20 protein-coding genes are annotated in these 19,841 nt (G+C 72.5%); 14 read left to right on the top strand and 6 right to left on the bottom strand.

The features are described 5' to 3' along the window. Window positions 1-2: 2 nt before the first annotated feature. Together ACZ6NC_RS39005 and ACZ6NC_RS39000 are read right to left on the bottom strand one after the other, a co-directional pair. The gene (locus ACZ6NC_RS39005; protein WP_465738639.1) at window positions 3-329 is read right to left on the bottom strand and encodes a hypothetical protein; all 327 of its coding nucleotides are present in this window, start codon (window positions 327-329) and stop codon (window positions 3-5) included. A 313-nt stretch (window positions 330-642) separates the two neighbouring features. Continuing rightward, on the bottom strand, window positions 643-1,317 hold the full coding sequence (locus ACZ6NC_RS39000) for a FadR/GntR family transcriptional regulator (RefSeq protein ID WP_465738638.1): 675 nt from the start codon (window positions 1,315-1,317) through the stop codon (window positions 643-645). A gap of 166 nt (window positions 1,318-1,483) precedes the next feature. On the opposite strand from ACZ6NC_RS39000, the gene ACZ6NC_RS38995 reads away from it, so the two are divergent. From ACZ6NC_RS38995 to ACZ6NC_RS38985, 3 genes are all read left to right on the top strand, one after another. Beyond that, the gene (locus ACZ6NC_RS38995; RefSeq protein ID WP_465738637.1) at window positions 1,484-2,776 is read left to right on the top strand and encodes an MFS transporter; all 1,293 of its coding nucleotides are present in this window, start codon (window positions 1,484-1,486) and stop codon (window positions 2,774-2,776) included. 67 nt (window positions 2,777-2,843) lie between these two features. Further along, on the top strand, window positions 2,844-2,966 hold the full coding sequence (locus tag ACZ6NC_RS38990; RefSeq protein WP_465738636.1) for an SGM_5486 family transporter-associated protein: 123 nt from the start codon (window positions 2,844-2,846) through the stop codon (window positions 2,964-2,966). A 179-nt stretch (window positions 2,967-3,145) separates the two neighbouring features. Next, window positions 3,146-3,673, top strand: coding sequence for a SixA phosphatase family protein (locus ACZ6NC_RS38985; RefSeq protein ID WP_465738635.1), 528 nt, complete (start codon window positions 3,146-3,148; stop codon window positions 3,671-3,673). Between the two features lie 208 nt (window positions 3,674-3,881). On the opposite strand, the gene serB is transcribed toward ACZ6NC_RS38985, so the two are convergent. Continuing rightward, window positions 3,882-5,144 (bottom strand): phosphoserine phosphatase SerB, encoded by a 1,263-nt coding sequence (serB, locus tag ACZ6NC_RS38980; RefSeq protein ID WP_396324143.1) that lies wholly within the window; start codon window positions 5,142-5,144, stop codon window positions 3,882-3,884. 312 nt (window positions 5,145-5,456) lie between these two features. Between serB and ACZ6NC_RS38975 the strand changes: the two genes are divergently transcribed. The 3 genes from ACZ6NC_RS38975 (at window position 5,457) to ACZ6NC_RS38965 (ending at window position 10,182) form a co-directional block, all read left to right on the top strand. Then, window positions 5,457-8,075, top strand: coding sequence for an FHA domain-containing protein (locus tag ACZ6NC_RS38975; RefSeq protein ID WP_465738634.1), 2,619 nt, complete (start codon window positions 5,457-5,459; stop codon window positions 8,073-8,075). Between the two features lie 360 nt (window positions 8,076-8,435). Beyond that, window positions 8,436-9,533 carry a GAF domain-containing sensor histidine kinase gene (locus tag ACZ6NC_RS38970; RefSeq protein WP_465738655.1) on the top strand — a complete coding sequence of 366 codons (1,098 nt, stop codon included), beginning with the start codon at window positions 8,436-8,438 and terminating at the stop codon, window positions 9,531-9,533. Continuing rightward, entirely contained in the window at window positions 9,526-10,182 is a 657-nt protein-coding gene (locus ACZ6NC_RS38965) for a response regulator (protein ID WP_396324141.1), read from the top strand. The genes ACZ6NC_RS38970 and ACZ6NC_RS38965 overlap by 8 nt, the downstream gene beginning before the upstream one ends. 44 nt (window positions 10,183-10,226) lie before the next feature. On the opposite strand, the gene ACZ6NC_RS38960 is transcribed toward ACZ6NC_RS38965, so the two are convergent. After that, the gene (locus ACZ6NC_RS38960; protein ID WP_465738633.1) at window positions 10,227-11,030 is read right to left on the bottom strand and encodes a hypothetical protein; all 804 of its coding nucleotides are present in this window, start codon (window positions 11,028-11,030) and stop codon (window positions 10,227-10,229) included. Between the two features lie 148 nt (window positions 11,031-11,178). Between ACZ6NC_RS38960 and ACZ6NC_RS38955 the strand changes: the two genes are divergently transcribed. The 7 genes from ACZ6NC_RS38955 to ACZ6NC_RS38925 all read left to right on the top strand — a co-directional run bounded on the left by ACZ6NC_RS38955 (window position 11,179) and on the right by ACZ6NC_RS38925 (window position 17,248). After that, a complete protein-coding gene (locus ACZ6NC_RS38955; RefSeq protein WP_465738632.1) occupies window positions 11,179-11,970 on the top strand; it encodes an ABC transporter ATP-binding protein in 792 nt (263 codons plus the stop codon). A 153-nt stretch (window positions 11,971-12,123) separates the two neighbouring features. Next, window positions 12,124-12,546, top strand: a complete 423-nt coding sequence (locus ACZ6NC_RS38950) for an NfeD family protein (RefSeq protein WP_465738631.1) — start codon at window positions 12,124-12,126, stop codon at window positions 12,544-12,546. Window positions 12,547-12,556: 10 nt separating this feature from the next. Continuing rightward, entirely contained in the window at window positions 12,557-13,597 is a 1,041-nt protein-coding gene (locus tag ACZ6NC_RS38945; protein WP_465738630.1) for an SPFH domain-containing protein, read from the top strand. Between the two features lie 268 nt (window positions 13,598-13,865). Beyond that, on the top strand, window positions 13,866-14,624 hold the full coding sequence (locus tag ACZ6NC_RS38940; protein WP_465738629.1) for a sulfite exporter TauE/SafE family protein: 759 nt from the start codon (window positions 13,866-13,868) through the stop codon (window positions 14,622-14,624). A 34-nt stretch (window positions 14,625-14,658) separates the two neighbouring features. After that, window positions 14,659-14,835 (top strand): DUF1272 domain-containing protein, encoded by a 177-nt coding sequence (locus ACZ6NC_RS38935; protein WP_465738628.1) that lies wholly within the window; start codon window positions 14,659-14,661, stop codon window positions 14,833-14,835. A gap of 41 nt (window positions 14,836-14,876) precedes the next feature. Next, window positions 14,877-15,179 (top strand): 4a-hydroxytetrahydrobiopterin dehydratase, encoded by a 303-nt coding sequence (locus ACZ6NC_RS38930; RefSeq protein ID WP_465738627.1) that lies wholly within the window; start codon window positions 14,877-14,879, stop codon window positions 15,177-15,179. 101 nt (window positions 15,180-15,280) lie between these two features. Then, the gene (locus tag ACZ6NC_RS38925; RefSeq protein ID WP_465738626.1) at window positions 15,281-17,248 is read left to right on the top strand and encodes an outer membrane protein assembly factor BamB family protein; all 1,968 of its coding nucleotides are present in this window, start codon (window positions 15,281-15,283) and stop codon (window positions 17,246-17,248) included. Window positions 17,249-17,310: 62 nt separating this feature from the next. On the opposite strand, the gene ACZ6NC_RS38920 is transcribed toward ACZ6NC_RS38925, so the two are convergent. Further along, on the bottom strand, window positions 17,311-17,838 hold the full coding sequence (locus ACZ6NC_RS38920) for an HNH endonuclease (protein WP_465738625.1): 528 nt from the start codon (window positions 17,836-17,838) through the stop codon (window positions 17,311-17,313). A 292-nt stretch (window positions 17,839-18,130) separates the two neighbouring features. Between ACZ6NC_RS38920 and tyrS the strand changes: the two genes are divergently transcribed. After that, window positions 18,131-19,399 carry a tyrosine--tRNA ligase gene (gene tyrS / locus ACZ6NC_RS38915; protein WP_465738654.1) on the top strand — a complete coding sequence of 423 codons (1,269 nt, stop codon included), beginning with the start codon at window positions 18,131-18,133 and terminating at the stop codon, window positions 19,397-19,399. Between the two features lie 203 nt (window positions 19,400-19,602). Here the strand turns inward: tyrS and ACZ6NC_RS38910 are convergent. Continuing rightward, on the bottom strand, window positions 19,603-19,841 hold a 239-nt coding region (locus tag ACZ6NC_RS38910; protein WP_465738624.1), incomplete at its 5' end, for a hypothetical protein.

Here is a 19,841-nt window from a genome sequence, read left to right as displayed (position 1 = left end):
GCTCACGCCCCTGCGGTGAACGACGTCGCGATGCCGTGCTCGACGCTGAGGTAGTTGGTGTGCGTCTGCCGCATCATCCCGGCCTCCGCATTGAGCCGCCCGTTGAGCTGCGAGACCTGCTCGTGCCACTCCTGCAGCGCCCCGCGCAGCGCCCCGGCGGTGTCCCACCCGCTCAGCGTCGACGCCGCGGCCCCCGTCGACTCGTCGGCGGCCTTGCCCGCGGCGGTGCTGTCGTTGGCGATGCCGTCGAGCGAGGTGGCGGCCTTGTCGAGCGCACCGGTCGACACCTGCGTCGGGACCCCACCCGGCTTCGCGTCCGGATCAGCCATCGAACCCTCCCCGTTCTGCCCGTCCTGGGCCGGCGCTTGACCGCCCGTAAATTTTTTACGGGACGTTAGCACGCCAAAACCACGCCAGGGGAAGCCTGTTCCGTACACGAGGAACCGCTGCCCGCACCCGGACGGCACTCCCCGCCGGTACGTTCCGTACGCGACTCGCCATGGGGAGTGACGAGTGGATCACCCGGACATCACGGGAGGTCGGGGGCGCCGCGGCCAGGTTGACGCGGCTGTCGGCGGTCCGGGGCGGACTCGTGACGGCGAGGGCGCGCGGGGTCGTCGGGCGGGCCCCGGCCCGGGGTCGTCAGCCGTCGGCGTCGGCGCAGGCGCCGATGGCGCGGCCGGCCTCGACGGAGGCGCGCTGGGGGTCGCCGGCGCGGATGGCGTCGAGGATCTCGTCGTGGCCGAGGTAGCGCTCGGCGATCAGTTCGGGGCCGACGTCGTGGCGCAGGTGGGCGCGGGTGACCTCGCCGAGGTCGGCGTAGAGGGTGGCGAGGACGTCGTTGTGGGCGGCGGCGACGACGGCCTGGTGGAAGGCGGCGTCGGCCTGGACGAAGTCCTCGGCGTCGCCGGAGCGCCAGGCGTCCTCGCGGCGGGCGAGGGCGGCGTCCAGCAGGGCGAGGTCGCGGTCGGTGCGACGGGTGGCGGCCAGGCCCGCGGCGGAGGTCTCCAGGGTGATCCGCAGTTCGGCCACCTGGGACTGGTCGGCGTCGGCGAAGCGGCGGTGCATGACCCCGGCGAGCTCGCTGGTGGCGAGGACGTAGGTGCCCGAACCCTGGCGGATGTCCAGCAGGCCGTTGTGGGCGAGGGCGCGGACGGCCTCGCGGACGGTGTTGCGGGCGACGCCGAGCTCCTCGACGAGGGCGGCCTCGGTGGGGATGCGCGAGCCGACGGGCCACTCGCCCGAGGTGATCTGGGCGCGCAGCTGCGCGATCACCTGGTCGGACAGCGGGGTGCGCCTCGGTGAGGACAGCGCCACGGGGACTCCTTGCGGCTTCGGGTCGGCGACGGTGGGGGCGGCGGCCGGTGGGTGGGTGGGTTGGCGTCCGGGCGGTGGGGCGGCGTCCGGGGCCCGGACGGTGCTTCAGGGGGGTCGGGACATCATGCCAATTCAAAGGTGCGCTAATTCATCCCATCATTCTATGATGGCTCGCATGCCTTCCGCAGCAGACACCACCACGTCCCCGCGAACCGGGGTCCGGCCGCAGACCGAGCAGCCGTCCTCCCGCCGGAGCAAGTACCTCGGTTGGCTGTTCGCCGTCGCGATCGCCGCCGCCGCCTTCAACCTCCGACCCGTCGTCACCAGCCTCGGGCCGCTGCTCCGGCAGGTCACGACCGACCTCGGAATGAGCCCGACGGTGGCCGGCCTGCTCGCCGCCGTCCCCTCGCTCTGCTTCGCCGTCTTCGGGTTCACCGCCCCCGGCATGGCCCGCCGGCTCGGCCCGATCGCGGTCGTCACCGCGGGCATGGGCGCGATCACGGTGGGCGCCCTGACCCGTTCCTTCGCCGGCGGCACGGCGGTCTTCCTGCTGCTCACCGCGCTCGCGCTGGCCGGGGTGGCGGTCTCCAACGTGCTGATCCCGGTGGTGATCAAGCGCTACTTCCCGGATCGGGTCGGTCCGATGATCGGCCTGTACTCGATGGCGCTGTCGGCCGGCACCTCGCTGGCCGCAGCCGTCACCGTCCCGATGACCACCGCGCTCGGCGGCGACTGGCGGGTCGGGCTCGGCGTCTGGGCCGCGCTCGGCGCGGTCGCCCTGGTGCTCTGGCTGATCGTCGCGGCGGCCAGGCGCGAGCGCGGCGACAAGGGCTCCGGCACGACCGCCGAGCGGCTGCCGATCACCCGCAGCCGCACCGCCTGGGCGATGGCCTGCTTCTTCGGCCTCCAGGCCACCGGCGCGTACGCGGTGATGGGCTTTCTGCCGATGATCTTCCAGGACGCCGGGGTCTCCAAGGGCACCTCCGGCGTGCTGCTGGCGCTGACCATGGTGATCGGCGTCCCGGTCTCCTTCGTCCTGCCCAACCTCGCCGCCCGCCGCGGCGACCAGCGGCTCTTCGTGGTGGTGCTCGCCTCCTGCGGCATCGCCGGGTACGCCGGCCTGGCCCTCGCCCCGGCCGCCGCGCCGTGGGTCTGGGCCACCCTGGTCGGTCTCTCCAACTGCGCGTTCCCGCTGGTGCTCACCATGATCGGCCTGCGCGCCCGGACCGCCGGCGGGGTGGCCCAGCTCTCCGCCTTCGCCCAGGGCGTCGGTTACCTGATCTCCATCCCCGGCCCGATCCTGATCGGCCGGCTGTACCAGGCCACCGGCGACTGGTACCTGCCGCTGGGCTTCCTCGCCCTGCTGCTGGTGCCGCAGATGCTGTTCGGCCTGCGGGCGGCGCTGGCCCGGCACATCGAGGACGAGGCGGTGCGCCCCGCGGCGCCCGCCAAGGCCTGACGGCGGCCGGCGCAGGCCCCGAGGGGCCGGTGCCCGGCGGGCATGACCGGGGTGGGAGAATCCGGTCATGCCCGTACTCGAACCGAACCCCACCGACGGCCACAAGAAGCTCGGCCGGCTCGCCGCGGTGATCGCCGGCATTGTTGTCCTGCTGATCGTCGTCGCCACCGTCGCCCAGAACCTCGGCTGACGCCCGGCCCCGACCCCGGCCGACCGGCGAGCAGCCTCCTGCCGGCCGTCGGGCGACCTGCCGTTGGCCGGCACACGAAGCCCCGGCGAACGGCGCATGATGGCACCCTCCACTCCTGAGAGTGGCGGCATCCGGGAGCATCGCGCCCCCCGGCGGCTTTTCTGCCAAGCTTGCTGGGTATGAGCGCCGACACGCCCCGCAGGATCATCGTTCTCCGCCATGCCAAGGCCGACTGGCCCAACGGCGTCGACGACCACGAGCGGCCGCTGGCCGACCGGGGCCGCCATCAGGCCCCGGAAGCCGGTCGCTGGCTCGCCGACTCCGGCATCAACCCCGACTACGTGCTCTGCTCGACGGCCCTGCGCGCCCGCGAGACGTGGAAGCTCGCCGCACACGAGCTGCCGAAGCGCTCCCGGAAGACCGTGTACGAGGACCGGGTGTACGAAGCCAGCCCCGGTGAGATCATCACCGTCCTCCAGGAGACCCCGGAGGAGTACGCCGACCTGGTGCTGGTCGGCCACAATCCCGGTGTGCTCGGGCTGACCCAGGTGCTGGCCGGGGACGCGGGCGACCGGGACGCGCTGGAACGGCTGCGGCTCGGCGGGTTTCCGACCGCCGCCATCGCGGTGCTGAGCTTCAGCGGCTCCTGGAAGGGCGTCGAGCCGGGCGTGGCGGAGCTGGTCTCGTACTACACGCCGCAGGACTGACCGGCGCAGGACCGCCCCGCGACGGGCCGCCCCGGGAGGGACAGCCCCGCGAGGGACCGCCCCGCGCAGGACCGACGCCCGGCACGCCGCCGGACGGGCGCGCGCGCAGGGCTGATCGGACGTACCGGCCGGGCGCGCGCTGGACCGATCGGACGTACGTGAGGGGCGCGAGGACGTGGTCCTCGCGCCCCTCACGGCTGTGCGGGAGCTACTCGGTCGGCGTGCCGTGCAGGACGTCGGCCGCCTCGACCTCCTCGCGGGTGATGCCCAGCAGGTAGAGCACGGTGTCCAGGAAGGGCACGTTCACCGCGGTGTCGGCGGCCTCCCGCACCACCGGCTTGGCGTTGAAGGCCACGCCCAGCCCGGCCGCGTTCAGCATGTCCAGGTCGTTGGCGCCGTCGCCGATCGCCACCGTCTGCTCCAGCGGCACCTTGGCCTGCTCGGCGAAGCGGGCCAGCCAGCGCGCCTTGCCGGCCCGGTCCACGATCTCGCCGACCACCCGGCCGGTGAACTTCCCGTCCACCACCTCCAGGGTGTTGGCGGCCGCGTAGTCCAGCCCCAGCTGCTCCACCAGGTGGTCGGTGACCTGGGTGAACCCGCCGGAGACCACCGCGACCTGGAAGCCCAGCCGCTGGAGCGTCCGGATCAGGGTGCGCGCCCCCGGCGTGAACCGGACCTCCGCGCGCACCTTCTCGGTCACCGCGGCGTCCAGGCCGGCCAGCAGCGCCACCCGGGCGCGCAGCGACTCGGCGAAGTCCAGCTCGCCGCGCATCGCGGCGGCCGTCACCTCGGCGACCTTCTCCTCACAGCCCGCGTGGGCGGCGAACAGCTCGATCACCTCGTCCTGGATCAGGGTCGAGTCGACGTCCATCACGATCAGCCGCTTGGCCCGGCGCTCCAGGCCGGCCGCCACGACGGCGATGTCCACCCGCTGGGTGGCCGCCTCCTGGGCCAGCGCGGCGCGCAGCTCGTCGGTGGCGACGCCCGAGACGGCCAGCTCGACCGCGGTCACCGGGTACTTGGCCAGCCGGAAGACACGGTCGATGTTGCCGCCCGCGGCGGTGATCCGGGAGGTGAGCGCGGCGGTCGCGGAGGCGGTCAGCGGGTGGCCGAGCACGGTGACGTGCGAGCGGCCCTCACGGCGCGGCCGGTTGTCGCCGATGCCGGAGATGATCTCGGCCTGGAGCTTCTGCTCCTCGGCCCAGCGGTGCACGGTGGAGCGCAGCTCGCCCTCGACGCCGGGGGCGCCGCCGGCTGGCGGGGTGACCAGGGCACAGAGCGTTATCCGGCCACGGGTGACGACCTGTTCGATGTCGATCACGTCGACGCCGAATCCGGCCAGGGTGGCGAAGAGGCCGGCGGTGATGCCGGGGCGGTCCTTGCCGAACACCTTGACGAGCAGGGTGCGCTCGTCCTCGGTCCGGGGCTGCGGGGCGGGGAACGGCTCGGCGGCCAAGGGCGATGCGTTCATGATGCCTCCCACGCTACCCGCCGTCCGGCGCCGTCACGGCACCCGTCCGCGTCGTGGACGGGACGAAGGACGGGACCGGGAAGGAGGTGCGGGAGGTGTACGCACCAGCCCCGTGACCGGGTGGTTGCGCAGAGGTGACAACCGGGGGTGGTGGCGGGGCCGTCCGCGAATCGTTGCCGCCTGGTCACAGTCACCGGGGGTGACTTTCGTCAACGGGCGGCGGGCTGGAATGATTCCCCCGTCAGATTCAGGACATCGCACCCCCGGTCGGGGGCCACAATCGGGGGACCGAGAGAGCGGGGCAGGCGAGCAGTGCCGCAACTCGTCATTGAGATCAACGGACAGCAGCGGACTCTGGAGCCGGGGCGGTCCTACACCATCGGGCGCAACCCGCAGTCGGACTTCCCGTTCGACGACGCCAGGGTCTCCTGGCACCACGCCACCATCTCCTTCAACGGGGCGGGTTGGCAGCTCGACGACCACGGAAGCACCAACGGCACCTACACCGGCGGCGCCCGCACCATGCAGGCCCAGCTCTTCCCCGGTGCGGTGGTCAACCTCGGCAACGCCGAGAACGGTCCGCGGCTCGGGTTCTCCGCGCCGGCCCAGGCCGCCGCGCAGGCCCCCGCCTGGCACGAGGCCGCCACCAGCCGCAGCCACGCCCCGGCGCCCCAGCAGCCGCCCGTCCAGCAGCAGCCGCCCGCGCAGCAGCCGTGGGCCCAGCAGCCCCCGGTCCAGCAGCAGCCCCAGCAGCAGTGGGGTGGGCAGCAGCCCGTCCAGCAGCAGTGGGGCGGGCAGCCGCAGCCGCAGCCTTTCCCGCAGCAGCAGGCGCAGCAGCAGGGCTTCCCGCAGCCGGAGCCGCACGGCGGCTTCCCGCAGCAGCACGCCCCGCAGCACGACGCCGGCGCCCCGCAGCCGACGATGATCCGCAGCCTGACGGCCGGGATGAACACCGTCCGGATCGGTCGCGCGCTCGACAACGACATCGTGGTCTCCGACCTCCAGGTCTCCCGCCACCACGCCGAGCTGCGCCAGCTGCCCGACGGCCGGTACGAGATCGTCGACCTCGGCAGCCACAACGGCATCTTCCTCAACGGCCAGCGCGTCCAGCGCCAGCTGATCGGCCCGCAGGACCGCCTGACCGTCGGTCACTCCAGCTTCGTCCTGGTCGGCGACCAGCTGCAGGAGTTCGTCGACACCGGCGCCGTCTCCTTCTCGGCCCGTCACCTGACCGTCGAGGTCGACTTCAAGGGCGGCAAGAAGGTCCTGCTCAACGACGTCAGTTTCGGTGTCCCGGAGAAGTCCCTGGTCGCCGTCATCGGCCCGTCCGGCTCCGGCAAGTCGACCCTGCTGCGCGCCCTCACCGGCTACCGCCCGGCCGACCGCGGCGACGTCCTGTACGACGGCCGCAACCTCTACAAGCAGTTCGCCGAACTGCGCTCGCGCATCGGCCTGGTGCCGCAGTCGGAGATCCTGCACAAGGAGCTGACCGTCCGCACCGGCCTCAAGTACGCGGCCCGGCTTCGCTTCCCCGGCGACACCGAGGCCGCCGAGCGCGAGGCGCGGATCGACGAGGTGCTCTACGAGCTGCGCCTCGACAAGCGCGCCGACAACCGGATCACCGCCCTCTCCGGCGGCCAGCAGAAGCGTGTCTCGGTCGCCCTGGAGCTGCTCACCAAGCCGTCGCTGATCTTCCTGGACGAGCCCACCTCGGGCCTCGACCCGGGCATGGACCGCGAGGTCATGCAGATGCTGCGCGGCCTCGCCGACGACGGCCGCACCATCCTGGTCGTCACCCACTCGGTGGCCGAACTCGCCCTCTGCGACCGTCTCCTGGTGATGGCACCGGGCGGTTCGGTGGCCTACTTCGGCCCGCCGGACGAGGCGCTGCACTTCTTCGGGTACGAGACCTGGGCCGACGTCTTCCAGGCCTTCGAGAACTACCCGGACCACGACTGGGCCGGCCGCTACCGCGGTTCGGTGCACTACCAGCAGTACTCCGCCGACGTGGACGCCGGCGCGGTGCAGTCCGCCCAGATCGTCCAGGAGGCCATCAGGCCGCCGAAGCCGCAGAGCTGGGGCTCGCAGCTGTGGACGCTGATGCGGCGCTACGTGTCGGTGCTGGCCTCCGACCGCGGCTTCCTGGCCCTGTCGGTGCTGCTGCCCGCGGTCATCGGCGCGGTCAGTGTGCTGATCCCCAACGAACCGGGGCTCGCGCCCAACCCGAAGACGCAGCTCCACCTCAACAGCGGGGCCGCGACGATCATGCTGATCCTGGCGATCGGCGCCTGCTTCTCCGGGGCGGCCAACTCGGTCCGCGAGTTGATCAAGGAACGGGCGATCTACGAGCGAGAACGGGCCACCGGCCTGTCCCGCTCGGCGTACATGATGTCCAAGATCATCGTGCTGGGCTTCTTCAGCGTGATCCAGGGCGCGATCATCTCCGCCGTCGGCTTCCTGCCGCGCAAGCTGCCCGAGCACGGCCTGATCGTCGAGAACCTGCCGGTGATCGAGATGACCATCGGCATGATCCTGCTGAGCTTCGCCGCGATGATGTTCGGCCTGATGATCTCGGCGTTGGTGAAGACCTCCGAGAAGACCATGCCGCTGCTGGTCATGTTCGCGATCATCTCGGTCGTCTTCACCGGCTGCCTCTTCCAGATCTTCGGCAAGCCCGGTCTGGAGCAGGCCGCCTGGATGATGCCGGCCCGCTGGGGCACCGGCATCGTGGCCGTCACGCTCAACCTGTCGGAGCTCACGGGGCCCTGGAACAAGGACTTCCAGCACCCGGAGTACGACCCGCTGTGGAAGCACACCGTCGCCCAGTGGTGGGTCGACGCGGGTGCGCTGATCGCGATGTCGATCGTCATCGGCGTCATCGTGACCCGCCTCCAGCGGCGTCACGAGCCCGAGGTCATGCAGAAGGGCTGACCCCCCTCGCCGCATCCCAGGGGCGGCTCTTCCCGGCGACGGGGAGGGCCGCCCCTCGGCGTTCCCGTCCGGCCGGGCCTAGGGCTTGTCTGACAATTCGCGTCGCATCAGCGCGCGGCGGGAATTGTCAGACAAGCCCTAGGTCTGCGGACCTGCTCCCCGCGCGCCCCCGGACCGACGCGGCGGCCCGCCCGGCGGCGGTAGTTTGGCGGTATGCCCACCCTGCCCAGTGACCGCCGCCCCCGGACCGGCCTGCTGCCCGTCGACCGGATCCCGGTCGGCCCGCCGCCCGACGGCCCGCTGCCCGCCTGCGAGCCCTGCCTCGCCGGCATCGAGGCCGTCAGCCGGGCCCTGCTGGCGATGAGCCGCCACCTGGAGGTGCGCGAAGTCCTGCGCCGGATCACCGCCTCCGCCCGCGGCCTGCTCGACGCCGAGTACGCCGCCCTGGGCGTGCCCGACGACCACGGCGGCTTCGCCCAGTTCGTCGTCGACGGCGTCACCGACGAGCAGTGGAAGGCCATCGGTCCGCTGCCCCGCCAGCACGGCGTACTCGCCAAGATGCTGCACGAGACCGGGCCCACCAGGCTCGCCGACGTCCGCAAGGCGCCCGCGTTCGAGGGCTGGCCCGCCGCCCACCCGGAGATGGACGCCTTCCTCGGCATGCCCGTCCTCGACACCGACGCCGCCGAGGACGAACCGCAGGTCATGGGCGTCATCTTCCTCGCCAACAAGCGCGGCGGCGGCGGCTTCACCGACCACGACGAGGAACTGCTGCGGATCCTCGCCGCCCACGCCGCCCTCGCCCTCTCCAACGCCCGCCTCTACGAGCGCAGCCGCGAACTCACCCTGGCCGGCGAGCGCGCCCGGATCGCCCACGACCTGCACGACGCCGTCTCGCAGAAGCTCTTCTCACTGCGCCTCACCGCCAAGGCCGCCGCCACCCTGGTCGACCGCGACCCGGCCCGGGCCCGCGCCGAACTCGCCGAGGTCGCCCGGCTCGCCGCCGAGGCGGCCGACGAACTGCGCGCCGTCGTCGTCGAACTGCGGCCCGCCGCCCTGGAGGAGGACGGCCTCAGCGCCACCCTCGCCTCCCAGGTGCAGGTCCTCGACCGGGCCCACAGCGCCGACGTCTCCTTCGCCGCCGACGGCGTGCGCGCCCTGCCGCCGGCCCAGGAGGCGGCGCTCCTGCGGGTCGCCCAGGAGGCCCTGCACAACGCGCTGCGCCACTCCGGCGCCCGGCGGGTCACCGTCACCCTGGCCGGCACGCCCGCCCGCGGCGCCGTCCTGCGGGTCCGTGACGACGGCCGGGGCTTCGACCCCGAGTCCGTCCGCCGGGCCGGCCGCCACCTCGGCCTCGCCTCGATGCGGGACCGCGCCTCCGCGGTCGGCGGCTCGCTCACCCTGGACTCGGCCCCCGGCGCGGGGACGGTCGTCGAGATGGAGGTCCCCGGTGCCTGACACCACGCCAGCGATCCGCGTCCTGCTGGTCGACGACCACCAGGTCGTCCGCCGCGGCCTGCGCACCTTCCTGGAGGTGCAGGACGACATCGAGGTCGTCGGCGAGGCCGCCGACGGCGCGGAGGGCATCGACCGGGCCCGCGAACTCGACCCGGACGTCGTCCTGATGGACCTCAAGATGCCCGGCGTGGACGGCATCGAGGCGCTGCGCACGCTCAAGGGCGAGGGCAGCCGGGCCCGGATCCTGATCGTCACCAGCTTCACCGAGCACCGCACGATGGTCCCCGCCCTGCGGGCCGGCGCCGCCGGGTACGTGTACAAGGACGTCGACCCGGAGGCGCTGGCCGGCGCGATCCGCTCGGTGCACGCCGGCCACGTCCTGCTTCAGCCCGAACTGGCCGAGGCGCTGCTCGCCGACGACGGCCCGCGCCCGCCGCAGGGGCGCGGCGGTACCCTGACCGAGCGCGAGCGCGAAGTCCTCGGCCACATCGCCGACGGCCGCTCCAACCGGGAGATCGCCCGTAGCCTGCACCTGTCGGAGAAGACGGTGAAGACGCACGTCTCCAACATCCTGATGAAGCTGGACCTCGCCGACCGCACCCAGGCCGCCCTCTGGGCCGTCCGGCACGGGGAGGCGCGGGAGGGGTAGGGCGTGGTGGTGCCCGCAACCGCCCCCGGGGCTGACGGCTGGCGTCAGCGGGCGTCGCGCTCGTCGACCAGGGCGTTGTACGCCGCCACCTGGGCGCGGCGGGCGGTGCGGCGCAGGGGGTCCAGGACGGCCTGGCGGGAGGCCATCTCGGAGGCGCTGACCGCGGCGCCGTGGCTGTCGGAGGCGATCGCGAGCAGCGCGGCGACCTGCCGGGCCGACTCCAGGACGCGGACGGCCCGCGGCGGGTAGCCGGGGGCGAGCAGCTCGGCGTGGCCACGCCGGCGGTAGGCCTCCAGGGCTCGCAGCGCCTCCGGGCCGGCGCCGGCGACGTCGAGGCGGGTGAGCAGCAGGGTGGCCTCACGCAGGCCGTCCGCGAGCTCGCGCTCGGCCTCGCCCAGCGAGGGCACGTCGGCCGGCGGGGTGTCGTTCACCTCGGCGCAGCGCCAGAGCACCGTCGCCGAGCGGTCCCCGGCCGGGCCGAACACCTCGACCTCGGGGACCAGCCCGAGCGGCACCCCGACCGCCAGCACGGCCTCGCCCGCGCCGAGCGCGCGGTCGTTGAACGCCGGCGGGCCGGTCAGCCCGAGCGGGTGCCCGGCGCTGGGCAGGGCCAGCCGCAGGCCCTTCACGCCCAGCACCCGCAGCCGCCCGAGCGCCCAGGTGAGCCCGTGCCGCTCGCCCGGAGCGTCCCCGGGCAGCCCGGTCACCCGGTGGCTCTCGTCGGCCCCGAGGACGGCAGCGGCGGCGTTGTCGGGCGGCACCAGACCGGCCAGCAGGGCGTTGCCCCAGGCGGTCAGCCGCCCTGAACGAGGCTCTTCGTACGGATTGTCGGCAGGAGTCGCGAGCATCCGGCCAGCCTACGGAATCGGCGGTCATCCGCGTGGCGTAGGTTTGCCCCTGCGTGTGCGGCGCACCCACTCCGTGCCACCCGGCCGCCGGAGTAGGCTGCCCGCCCGCACCGACGGCCGTGATTTCTGTTTTGGGGAAGGCGTAGGCATGAGCGACGTGCTGGAGCTGGTGGACGTATCCGTGGTCCGGGAGGAGCGCGCGCTGGTCGACCAGGTCTCGTGGTCCATCTCGGAGGGCGAGCGCTGGGTCATCCTCGGCCCCAACGGCGCCGGCAAGACCACCCTGCTGCAGATCGCGTCCACGTACCTCTTCCCGACCGCCGGCAAGGTGTCCGTCCTCGGCGAGAAGCTCGGCGAGATCGACGTCTTCGAGCTGCGCTCCCGGATCGGCCTGGCCGGCGCCGCGATGTTCGACAAGCTGCCCGCCGAGCAGACCGTGCTGCAGACGGTGCTCACCGCCGCGTACGGGATGACGGTCAGCTGGCAGGAGCAGTACGAGGAGTCCGACGAGTCCCGCGCGATGGTGCTGCTGGACCGCCTCGGCATGTCCAAGCTGACCGCCCGCAAGTTCGGCACCCTCTCCGAGGGCGAGAAGAAGCGCACCCTGATCGCGCGCGCCCTGATGACCGACCCGGAGCTGCTGCTGCTGGACGAGCCGGCCGCCGGCCTGGACCTCGGCGGCCGCGAGGACCTCGTCCGCCGCCTCGGCGCGCTGGCCCAGGACGAGTTCGCGCCGGCCATGGCCATGGTCACCCACCACGTCGAGGAGATCGCCCCCGGCTTCACCCACGTCCTGATGATCCGTCAGGGCAAGGTGCTCACCGCCGGCCCGATCGACACCGAGCTGACCGCGCGCAACCTCTCCAAGTGCTTCGGCCTGCCGCTGACCCTGGAGCGCCACGGTGACCGCTGGTCCGCGCAGGGCCTGCCGCTCGGCTGAGGCCCACGGGCCCGTCCGGCCTGACGGCTCCGAACCCGCCGGATGCCTCTGAACTCCGCTGAACTGGGACCGGTCGCACGTGCGACCGGTTTCCGCCCCTCCACCTGCGGGAACTGTCCGCCTCGAAGGCCCTTCGCTCCCTAGGATGGACACGTGGACAGCTGGATCTGGTGGCTCCTGGCCGCCGTCGGCCTCGGCATACCGCTGGTGATCACCGCGATGCCGGAGTTCGCCATGTTCGCGGTCGGCGCGCTCGCCGCGGCCGGCGTCGCAGGGTTGGGCGTCGGGGTGGTGTGGCAGGTCCTGACCTTCGTCGCGGTCTCGGCCGGACTGCTGGTCGTGGTCCGCCCCATCGCGTACCGGCAGATGCAGAAGGGCCCGCAGGTCAAGATGGGCATCGAGGCGCTCAAGGGCGCCACCGCGGTCGTCGCGGAACAGGTCGACGGGGAGGGCGGGCGGATCAAGCTCAACGGCGAGATCTGGTCGGCCCGCGCGCTCAACCCCGGCAGTGTGTACCAGCCGGGGCAGCAGGTCGACGTCGTCGAAATCCAGGGCGCGACCGCCCTGGTCGTCTAGGGGAGAGTCCGTGGAACCCGTCCTTATCGTCCTGGTCGTCCTGGTCGTGGTGGCATTCATCGCGCTGATCAAGACGATTCAGGTCATCCCGCAGGCCAGCGCCGCGATCGTGGAGCGCTTCGGCCGCTACACCCGGACGCTCAACGCCGGCCTGAACATCGTCGTCCCGTTCATCGACCGGGTCCGCAACCGGATCGACCTGCGCGAGCAGGTCGTGCCGTTCCCGCCCCAGCCGGTGATCACCCAGGACAACCTGGTCGTCAACATCGACACGGTGATCTACTACCAGGTGACCGACCCGCGGGCCGCCACCTACGAGGTCGCCAGCTACATCCAGGCCATCGAGCAGCTCACCGTCACCACGCTGCGCAACATCATCGGCTCGATGGACCTCGAATCCACCCTGACCTCCCGTGAGGTCATCAACGCCGGTCTGCGCGGGGTGCTGGACGAGGCCACCGGCAAGTGGGGCATCCGGGTCAACCGCGTCGAGCTGAAGGCGATCGAGCCGCCGACCTCCATCCAGGACTCGATGGAGAAGCAGATGCGCGCCGACCGTGACAAGCGCGCCGCGATCCTCACCGCCGAGGGTGCCCGCCAGGCCCAGATCCTGCGGGCCGAGGGTGAGAAGCAGGCCGAGGTGCTCAAGGCCGAGGGTGAGGCGCAGGCCGCGGTGCTGCGCGCCGACGGTGAGGCGGCCGCGATCCGGACGGTGTTCGAGGCCATCCACGACGGCGACGCCGACCAGAAGCTGCTCGCCTACCAGTACCTGCAGACCCTGCCCGAGCTGGCCAAGGGCGACTCCAACAAGCTGTGGATCATCCCGAGCGAGGTCGGCGACGCGCTCAAGGGCCTCGGCGGCGCGTTCACCGGCCTGGCCGGCAACGGCGGCGTGAACGGCGGCGCGGTCGCCGCGCCCAGCGCCCCGGCGGCCACCCAGGTCCCGCTGGACCCGGCGGCCGGGCCGCGCCCGCTCGACACCGACACCAAGGGCGCCGCCCGCCCGCGGGTCGACCCGGCCCGCGAGTACCGCAAGATCGACCCGGAGTGACCGGCTGAGCCCGCCGGACCGCTGCGTGCCGAGGGCCCGCCTCCCTTTCGTGGGGGCGGGCCCTCGGTCGTTTCCGTCTGTGCGCCGTGAGTGCCGTGAGCGCCGTGTGCGTCCGCCGGGTCTCTGCGCCCGTCTCGCCGCTGGGTCCGTCTCGCCGCGGCGTCCGCCCCGACGGTGTGTTGTACATCCCGAATCGTGGGCGGTTCTGGTAGGCCCACCCCGCCGTCCGGCATGATCGCCTCGACAGGACCGAGACGAGAGGTGACCCATGACGCTCTGGGAGGCGATCGCCGTCCTGGTGGCGGGCGTCGCAGCCGGGATGATCAATGTGATCGTCGGCTCCGGAACCCTGATCACCTTCCCCGTGCTGCTCGCCGTCGGCATCCCGCCGGTCACCGCCAACGTCTCCAACTCCTTCGGCCTGGTGCCCGGTTCGCTCAGCGGCGTGATCGGCTACCGGCGCGAGCTGGCCGACCAGGGCCGCCGGCTGCTGCGCCTCGGCACCGCCTCGCTGCTCGGCGGGCTGGTCGGCGCGATGCTGCTGATCGAGCTGCCGAGCGCCGCCTTCGACGCGATCGTGCCGGTGCTGATCCTGCTGGCCCTCGTCCTGGTGGTGATCCAGCCCCGGGTGGCCAGGGCGGTCGCCGCCCGCCGCCGGCCCGGGGGAGACCCGGACGGCGGCCTGGTGCTGCTCGGCGGTGTCTTCCTGACCGGCATCTACGGCGGCTACTTCGGCGCCGCGCAGGGCGTCCTGCTGCTGGCCCTGATGGGCATGCTGCTCCAGGAGGACCTCCAGCGGATCAACGCCGTCAAGAACGCCCTGGCGATGATCGTCAACGGTGTCGCCGCGGTCTTCTTCCTCTTCACCTCGACCGTCAACTGGGCCGCCGCCGGCCTGATCGCCGTCGGCTCGCTCTGCGGCGGCCTGGTCGGCGCCAAGGTCGGCCGCAAGCTGGCGCCGACCGCGCTGCGCGCGATCATCGTGGTGGTCGGCCTGGCGGCCGTCACCAAGCTGCTCGTAAGCTGATCATTCGTCTGATCTATTCACCCCGGAGGACGTCATGGCCCTGGAGATGCGCGACACCTGCGAGCGTTGCGCGGTGTCGCTCACCGCGGACGGCCCCGCCTTCATATGCTCCTTCGAGTGCAGCTTCTGCGCGGACTGCACCGAGGCGATGACCGCCACCTGCCCCAACTGCGGCGGCGAGCTGGTGCCCCGTCCGCGCCGGAAGGCCTGACGCCCCACCCCTGGTTCCACCCGACGCACAGGAGCGGTCCGATGAGCAGCAGAGCACGCCTCACCGAGGACGAGATCACGGCCGCCCTGGCCGGCCTGCCGGATTGGGCGCGGGACGGCGACACCATCGTCCGCACCGCCGACGCCCGGGACTTCCCGGCGGCGATCCGGGTGGTCGTCGCGGTCGCCGAGCAGGCCGAGGCGCTGGACCACCACCCCGACATCGACATCCGCTGGCGCACCCTCCGCTTCGCCCTCTCCACCCACAGCGCCGGCGGTCTCACGGCCCTCGACGTCACCCTCGCCGCCCGCATCGACACCGCGTTGAGCGCCGAGACCGCCTGAGCCGCGTTCACGCCGAGACCGGAAGGGGCCGCTCCGGGGGTGCTTCGAGGGGCGTGAGATGCTGACTGCCGATTTGCCGGCGGTCGGGAGGGACGGAACGGATGGCTCAGGATCCCCTCGGAGACGCCCAGCAGCAGCCCTGGTACCCGCAGCAGGCGCAGCAGGAGTGGGCGGCCGGGTATCCGGAGCAGCAGTGGCAGGGCGCCCACGGGTACGGATCCGGTACCGGCACCGGCAGCGACTACGGTCAGGCGGGCTACGGCCAGACCGGGTACGGCCAGGCCGGCTACGGGGAGAGCGGCCACGGGCAGGCCGGCTACGGGGAGGCCGGATACGGGGAAGCCGGGTACGCCCAGTACGCCCAGGGCGACGGCCACCCCGCCTGGCAGCACCAGCCGTACTACCAGTACGCCGACCATGAGCAGCAGCAGTACGCCCCGTACGCCGTCCCGCAGCAGCCGGCCGGTGGGGAGCTGTACGCCCCGGCGGGCGCCGAGTACTCCGTCGACGGGTACGTGCACCTCGATCCCGAGCCGGAAGCCGACCCCGAGCCGGTTGCTTTCCCCGCCACTGCGGTCGCTGCTCCGGAGCCGCCGGCCGGCCGGTCGGCCGGACGCCGGGGCGGTGGCCGCGGTGGGAACAGTGTCGGTACCGACAACAGCGTCGGCACCGGTACCGGCGGCGACGGACCCGGCGCCGCGCGGAACGGACTCGCGGCCAAGGCCCGGGCCGCCGCCGACGCGGTGGTCTCCGCCGAGCACGCGCCCAGCCGCCGCGCCCTGACCATACGGGCCGGCGCCGGTGTCGCCGCGCTCGGCGTGCTGGTGGTGGCCGGCCTGATGGTCGGCATCGAGGGCGGCGGCAGCGCGTCCGCCGACGGCGCCGGCGGCGAGCCCGGCTTCGCCGTCGCCCACACCAAGGCCTGGGCGGCCCAGCCCGCCGCCGCACTCCAGCCGGGCGCCGACGACACCCTGGTCGGCAGCTGGCTGCTGACCGACGCGCTGGTGCGCGCCGACGCGACCGGTGTCCACGCCTACGACCGCGCGGACGGCAAGCCGACCTGGTCGGTCGAGCCGCCCGCCGTCGGGGCCGTCCCCTGCAGCCTCTCGCCGAGCGTGAACACGGCCGGCCTCGGCGCCGCCCTGTTCCGGGCCCAGGCCGACCCGAAGGCCCCGTGCACGCTGGTGGCCGCCGTCGACACCAAGACCGGAAAGACCGCCTGGACCAAGACCGTCTCCGAGGCCAAGGGCGCCTACAACGCCCATGTCGGCGTCACCGACGACAAGGTGATCGCCGTCGGCGACGACCGCGCCGTCGCCTGGGAGTCCGCCGACGGCAAGGACGTCTGGCAGTACACCGGTCAGGGCAAGTTCTGCACGCTCTCCGGCGGTGTCGCCGGCAAGACCGTCGTGATCGCCAGCACCTGCGCCGACTCCACCCCCGTCGACCAGGCCGTATCGCTCAACACCGCCGACGGCAAGGTGAGTTGGTGGCGCGGCCTGAACAACCAGCCGAAGACGGTGACGGTGCTCTCCGCCGAGCCGTCTGTCGTCCTCACCACCGGGGAGAAGCCCGGCGACGACAAGGTGTTCGCCTGGGGCGCGGCCGGTGACCCGGCCGCCGAGATCCCCGTAGGAGCGGGGGAGGGCCGGCTGGACGTCGCCCACGGTGCGTTTTCGGCCACCCCCGGCGTCTTCTTCCAGGACCGGACGATGGTCACCACGCTCGTCCCGATGAGCGGCGGCGGCGCGATCTCCGTCATCGGCTACGACCTGGACACCGGGCAGCAGCGCTGGAAGACCGCCGCCGACGAGAAGGGCGTGGTCCGGGCGGTCGGCGTCGACGGCGGCGCGCTGGTGCTCGCCGCCGACGAACGCCTCGGCCAGCCGGCCCACCTCAGCCGCTTCACCCTGGCAGGAGGGCAGGAGGCGGTCGGCGGCAACTTCCCGCCGGGCACCGGCTCGCTGCTGGTCTCCGGCCGGGTGCTGATCGGCGGCGGCCAGGTCGTCGCGGTGCCCGAGCACGCGGCCACCTTCGGCACGGCGGCCGGCTACCAGGCCAAGGGCTGACGGCTGGGGGCAGGCACACCGCCCGCCCCCAGCCTCGGTGCCGACCGCGCCCTGCGTGCCGGCTACGCCGCGGAGGGCGCCACCACTGCCGCCGGGAGCCACTCGGCCAGCTCCCGGACGTCCGAGCCGCGCAGGCCCAGCGCCATCATCAGAGTCGCCTGCGGGGTCGGCACGAACGGCTTGCGCAGCAGCTTCATCCCGGCCTGCTCGGGCGTCCGGTCCGCCTTGCGCTGGTTGTCCTCGGCACAGGCGGCCACGGTGTTGAGCCAGCTGTCCGCCCCACCGCGCGACCGGGGCTGCAGGTGGTCCACGGTGGTCGCCCGGCGCCCGCAGTAGGCACACAAGTGCTGGTCCCGGACCAGCACCCCACGGCGCGACCACGGAGCCTGTTGTCGGAACGGCACCCGCACGTACCGTTGCAGTCTGATCACCCGGGGCACCGGGATGGTGACACCCGTTCCACGGACGCTCCGCAGCGGGTGCGCCTGCTCGACCACGGCCTTGTCCTGGAGCACCAGGACCACGGCACGCTGGAGCGACACCGTCGTCAGGGGCTCGTAGCTTGCGTTCAGAACCAGCGTGCTGCGCACCTCGGCCCACCCTTCCGGAGGCGTGCCACGGCGGCACGACCGTCTCCACACACGTCACTGCCGCCGCACGGCGGTGGGACCACTCTGGAGGGGCACCGGGCCGACGAACAACGGAATTTCCGGTGTCGGGCCGGGGCGGCACGGGCGGCGGCACGTTCCCACCGGCCCGCCTCGGAGAAAACTCGCTGGCCGGGACCGCGTAGGCTCTACAACGCTGGAGCCGTTCCGTACCGGGGCCCGACCGAACCGGGTCCGCACCGGGCGGACGCCCGATCGAAGGAGAAGCGTGACCGTGACGGACATCGTCGACGAGCTGCAGTGGCGTGGGCTGATCGCCCTGTCCACTGACGAGGACGCACTGCGCAAGGCGTTCGCGGACGGCCCGGTCACGTTCTATTGCGGCTTCGACCCGACGGCCCCCAGCCTGCACCTCGGCAACCTGGTGCAGATCCTGACCATGCGCCGCATCCAGCAGGCGGGAAACCTCCCGCTCGGCCTGGTCGGCGGCGCCACCGGCCTGATCGGCGACCCGAAGCCCACCGCCGAGCGCGTCCTCAACGACCCCGAGACGGTGGCCGGCTGGGTCGAGCGCCTGCGTGGCCAGATCGCGCGCTTCCTCGACTTCGATGGTCCGTACGCGGCGCGCATGGTGAACAACCTGGACTGGACCTCCGGGATGTCGGCCATCAGCCTGCTGCGCGACGTGGGCAAGTACTTCCGCGTCAACAACATGATCGCGAAGGAGGCCGTCGCCCGGCGGCTCAACTCCGACGCGGGCATCAGCTACACCGAGTTCAGCTACCAGATCCTCCAGGGCATGGACTACCTGGAGCTGAACCGCCGCTACGGCTGCGCCCTGCAGACCGGCGGCAGCGACCAGTGGGGCAACCTCACCGCCGGCACGGACCTCATCCGCAAGGCCGACGGCAAGTCCGTGCACGCGCTGGCCACCCCGCTGATCGTCAAGGCCGACGGCACCAAGTTCGGCAAGACGGAGTCCGGCACGGTCTGGCTCGACCCCGAACTGACCACTCCGTACGCCTTCTACCAGTTCTGGCTGAACGCGGACGACCGGGACGTCTCCAACTTCCTGCGGATCTTCAGCTTCCGCTCGAAGGAGGAGGTCGAGGAGCTGGAGCGCGAGACCGCCGAGCGCCCGGCCGCCCGCCTTGCCCAGCGCGCGCTGGCCGAGGAGCTGACCACGCTGGTCCACGGTGCCGAGCAGTACGAGCGCGCCGTCGCCGCGTCGAAGGCGCTGTTCGGCCAGGGAGACCTCGCCGACCTGGAGGCCCCGACCCTGGCCGCCGCGCTGGCCGAGGTCCCCAAGGCCGAGGTGGCCGAACTCCAGCCCGTGGTCGACCTGTTGGTCGCCATCGGCCTGGCGCCCAGCCGCTCCGCCGCCCGCCGGACGATCAAGGAGGGCGGGGCCTACCTCAACAACGTCAAGGTGACGGACGAGGAGGCAGTGCCCACCGAGGCTGACCTGCTGCACGGCCGCTGGCTCGTGCTGCGCCGCGGCAAGCGCAACCTGGCCGCGGCGGAGCTCCTCCCGGCCGGCTGAGCGTGGCTGAAACTGCATGACCGCTGACCTGCGGTTCTGAACACCGGGGGACGGATCTGGACAGATCCGTCCCCCGGTGTTTGACGCGGCCGTCCGGCTGGCCTAGTGTTGGACGAGTCGCTTGAAGCGGGCAGGTGCACGGGGAGGCCGAGAGGCCACCGCGGACCAGCCGGAGCGACCATCACACTCAGCAAGTCCTACTTTCACTCGATGCCCATTGAATTGGGTTGGTCGGCGTTTTTGTCGACCGGTGAAACGGGGAATTTCGAGCCAGTCTCGAAATAAGCTAATGTGGAGGTCGCCGCAGAAAAGCGGACCTGGCCGGCTAGGATCGGATGAATGAAACTCCGGAAAACGGAGCGGAAAACATCTGGTAAGCTGGAAACACGAAAGAACGAAGCGCCCGGAGGGCCCGCTGGAAGGCGGTCCGAAGGAAGTGTCC

The sequence above is a fragment of the Kitasatospora sp. NPDC041988 genome, from assembly GCF_055588525.1.
This window is presented reverse-complemented; position numbering and strand designations above follow the sequence as displayed.

Excerpts from the sequence above, each read along its gene's own strand:
- ACZ6NC_RS39005 (WP_465738639.1), bottom strand. The coding sequence starts at position 329 with ATGGCTGATCCGGACGCGAAGCCGGGTGGGGTCCCGACGCAGGTGTCG.
- ACZ6NC_RS38995 (WP_465738637.1), top strand. The coding sequence starts at position 1,484 with ATGGCTCGCATGCCTTCCGCAGCAGACACCACCACGTCCCCGCGAACC.
- ACZ6NC_RS38990 (WP_465738636.1), top strand. The coding sequence starts at position 2,844 with ATGCCCGTACTCGAACCGAACCCCACCGACGGCCACAAGAAGCTCGGC.
- ACZ6NC_RS38985 (WP_465738635.1), top strand. The coding sequence starts at position 3,146 with ATGAGCGCCGACACGCCCCGCAGGATCATCGTTCTCCGCCATGCCAAG.
- serB (WP_396324143.1), bottom strand. The coding sequence starts at position 5,144 with ATGAACGCATCGCCCTTGGCCGCCGAGCCGTTCCCCGCCCCGCAGCCC.
- ACZ6NC_RS38970 (WP_465738655.1), top strand. The coding sequence starts at position 8,436 with ATGAGCCGCCACCTGGAGGTGCGCGAAGTCCTGCGCCGGATCACCGCC.
- ACZ6NC_RS38960 (WP_465738633.1), bottom strand. The coding sequence starts at position 11,030 with ATGCTCGCGACTCCTGCCGACAATCCGTACGAAGAGCCTCGTTCAGGG.
- ACZ6NC_RS38955 (WP_465738632.1), top strand. The coding sequence starts at position 11,179 with ATGAGCGACGTGCTGGAGCTGGTGGACGTATCCGTGGTCCGGGAGGAG.
- ACZ6NC_RS38940 (WP_465738629.1), top strand. The coding sequence starts at position 13,866 with ATGACGCTCTGGGAGGCGATCGCCGTCCTGGTGGCGGGCGTCGCAGCC.
- ACZ6NC_RS38935 (WP_465738628.1), top strand. The coding sequence starts at position 14,659 with ATGGCCCTGGAGATGCGCGACACCTGCGAGCGTTGCGCGGTGTCGCTC.
- ACZ6NC_RS38930 (WP_465738627.1), top strand. The coding sequence starts at position 14,877 with ATGAGCAGCAGAGCACGCCTCACCGAGGACGAGATCACGGCCGCCCTG.
- ACZ6NC_RS38925 (WP_465738626.1), top strand. The coding sequence starts at position 15,281 with ATGGCTCAGGATCCCCTCGGAGACGCCCAGCAGCAGCCCTGGTACCCG.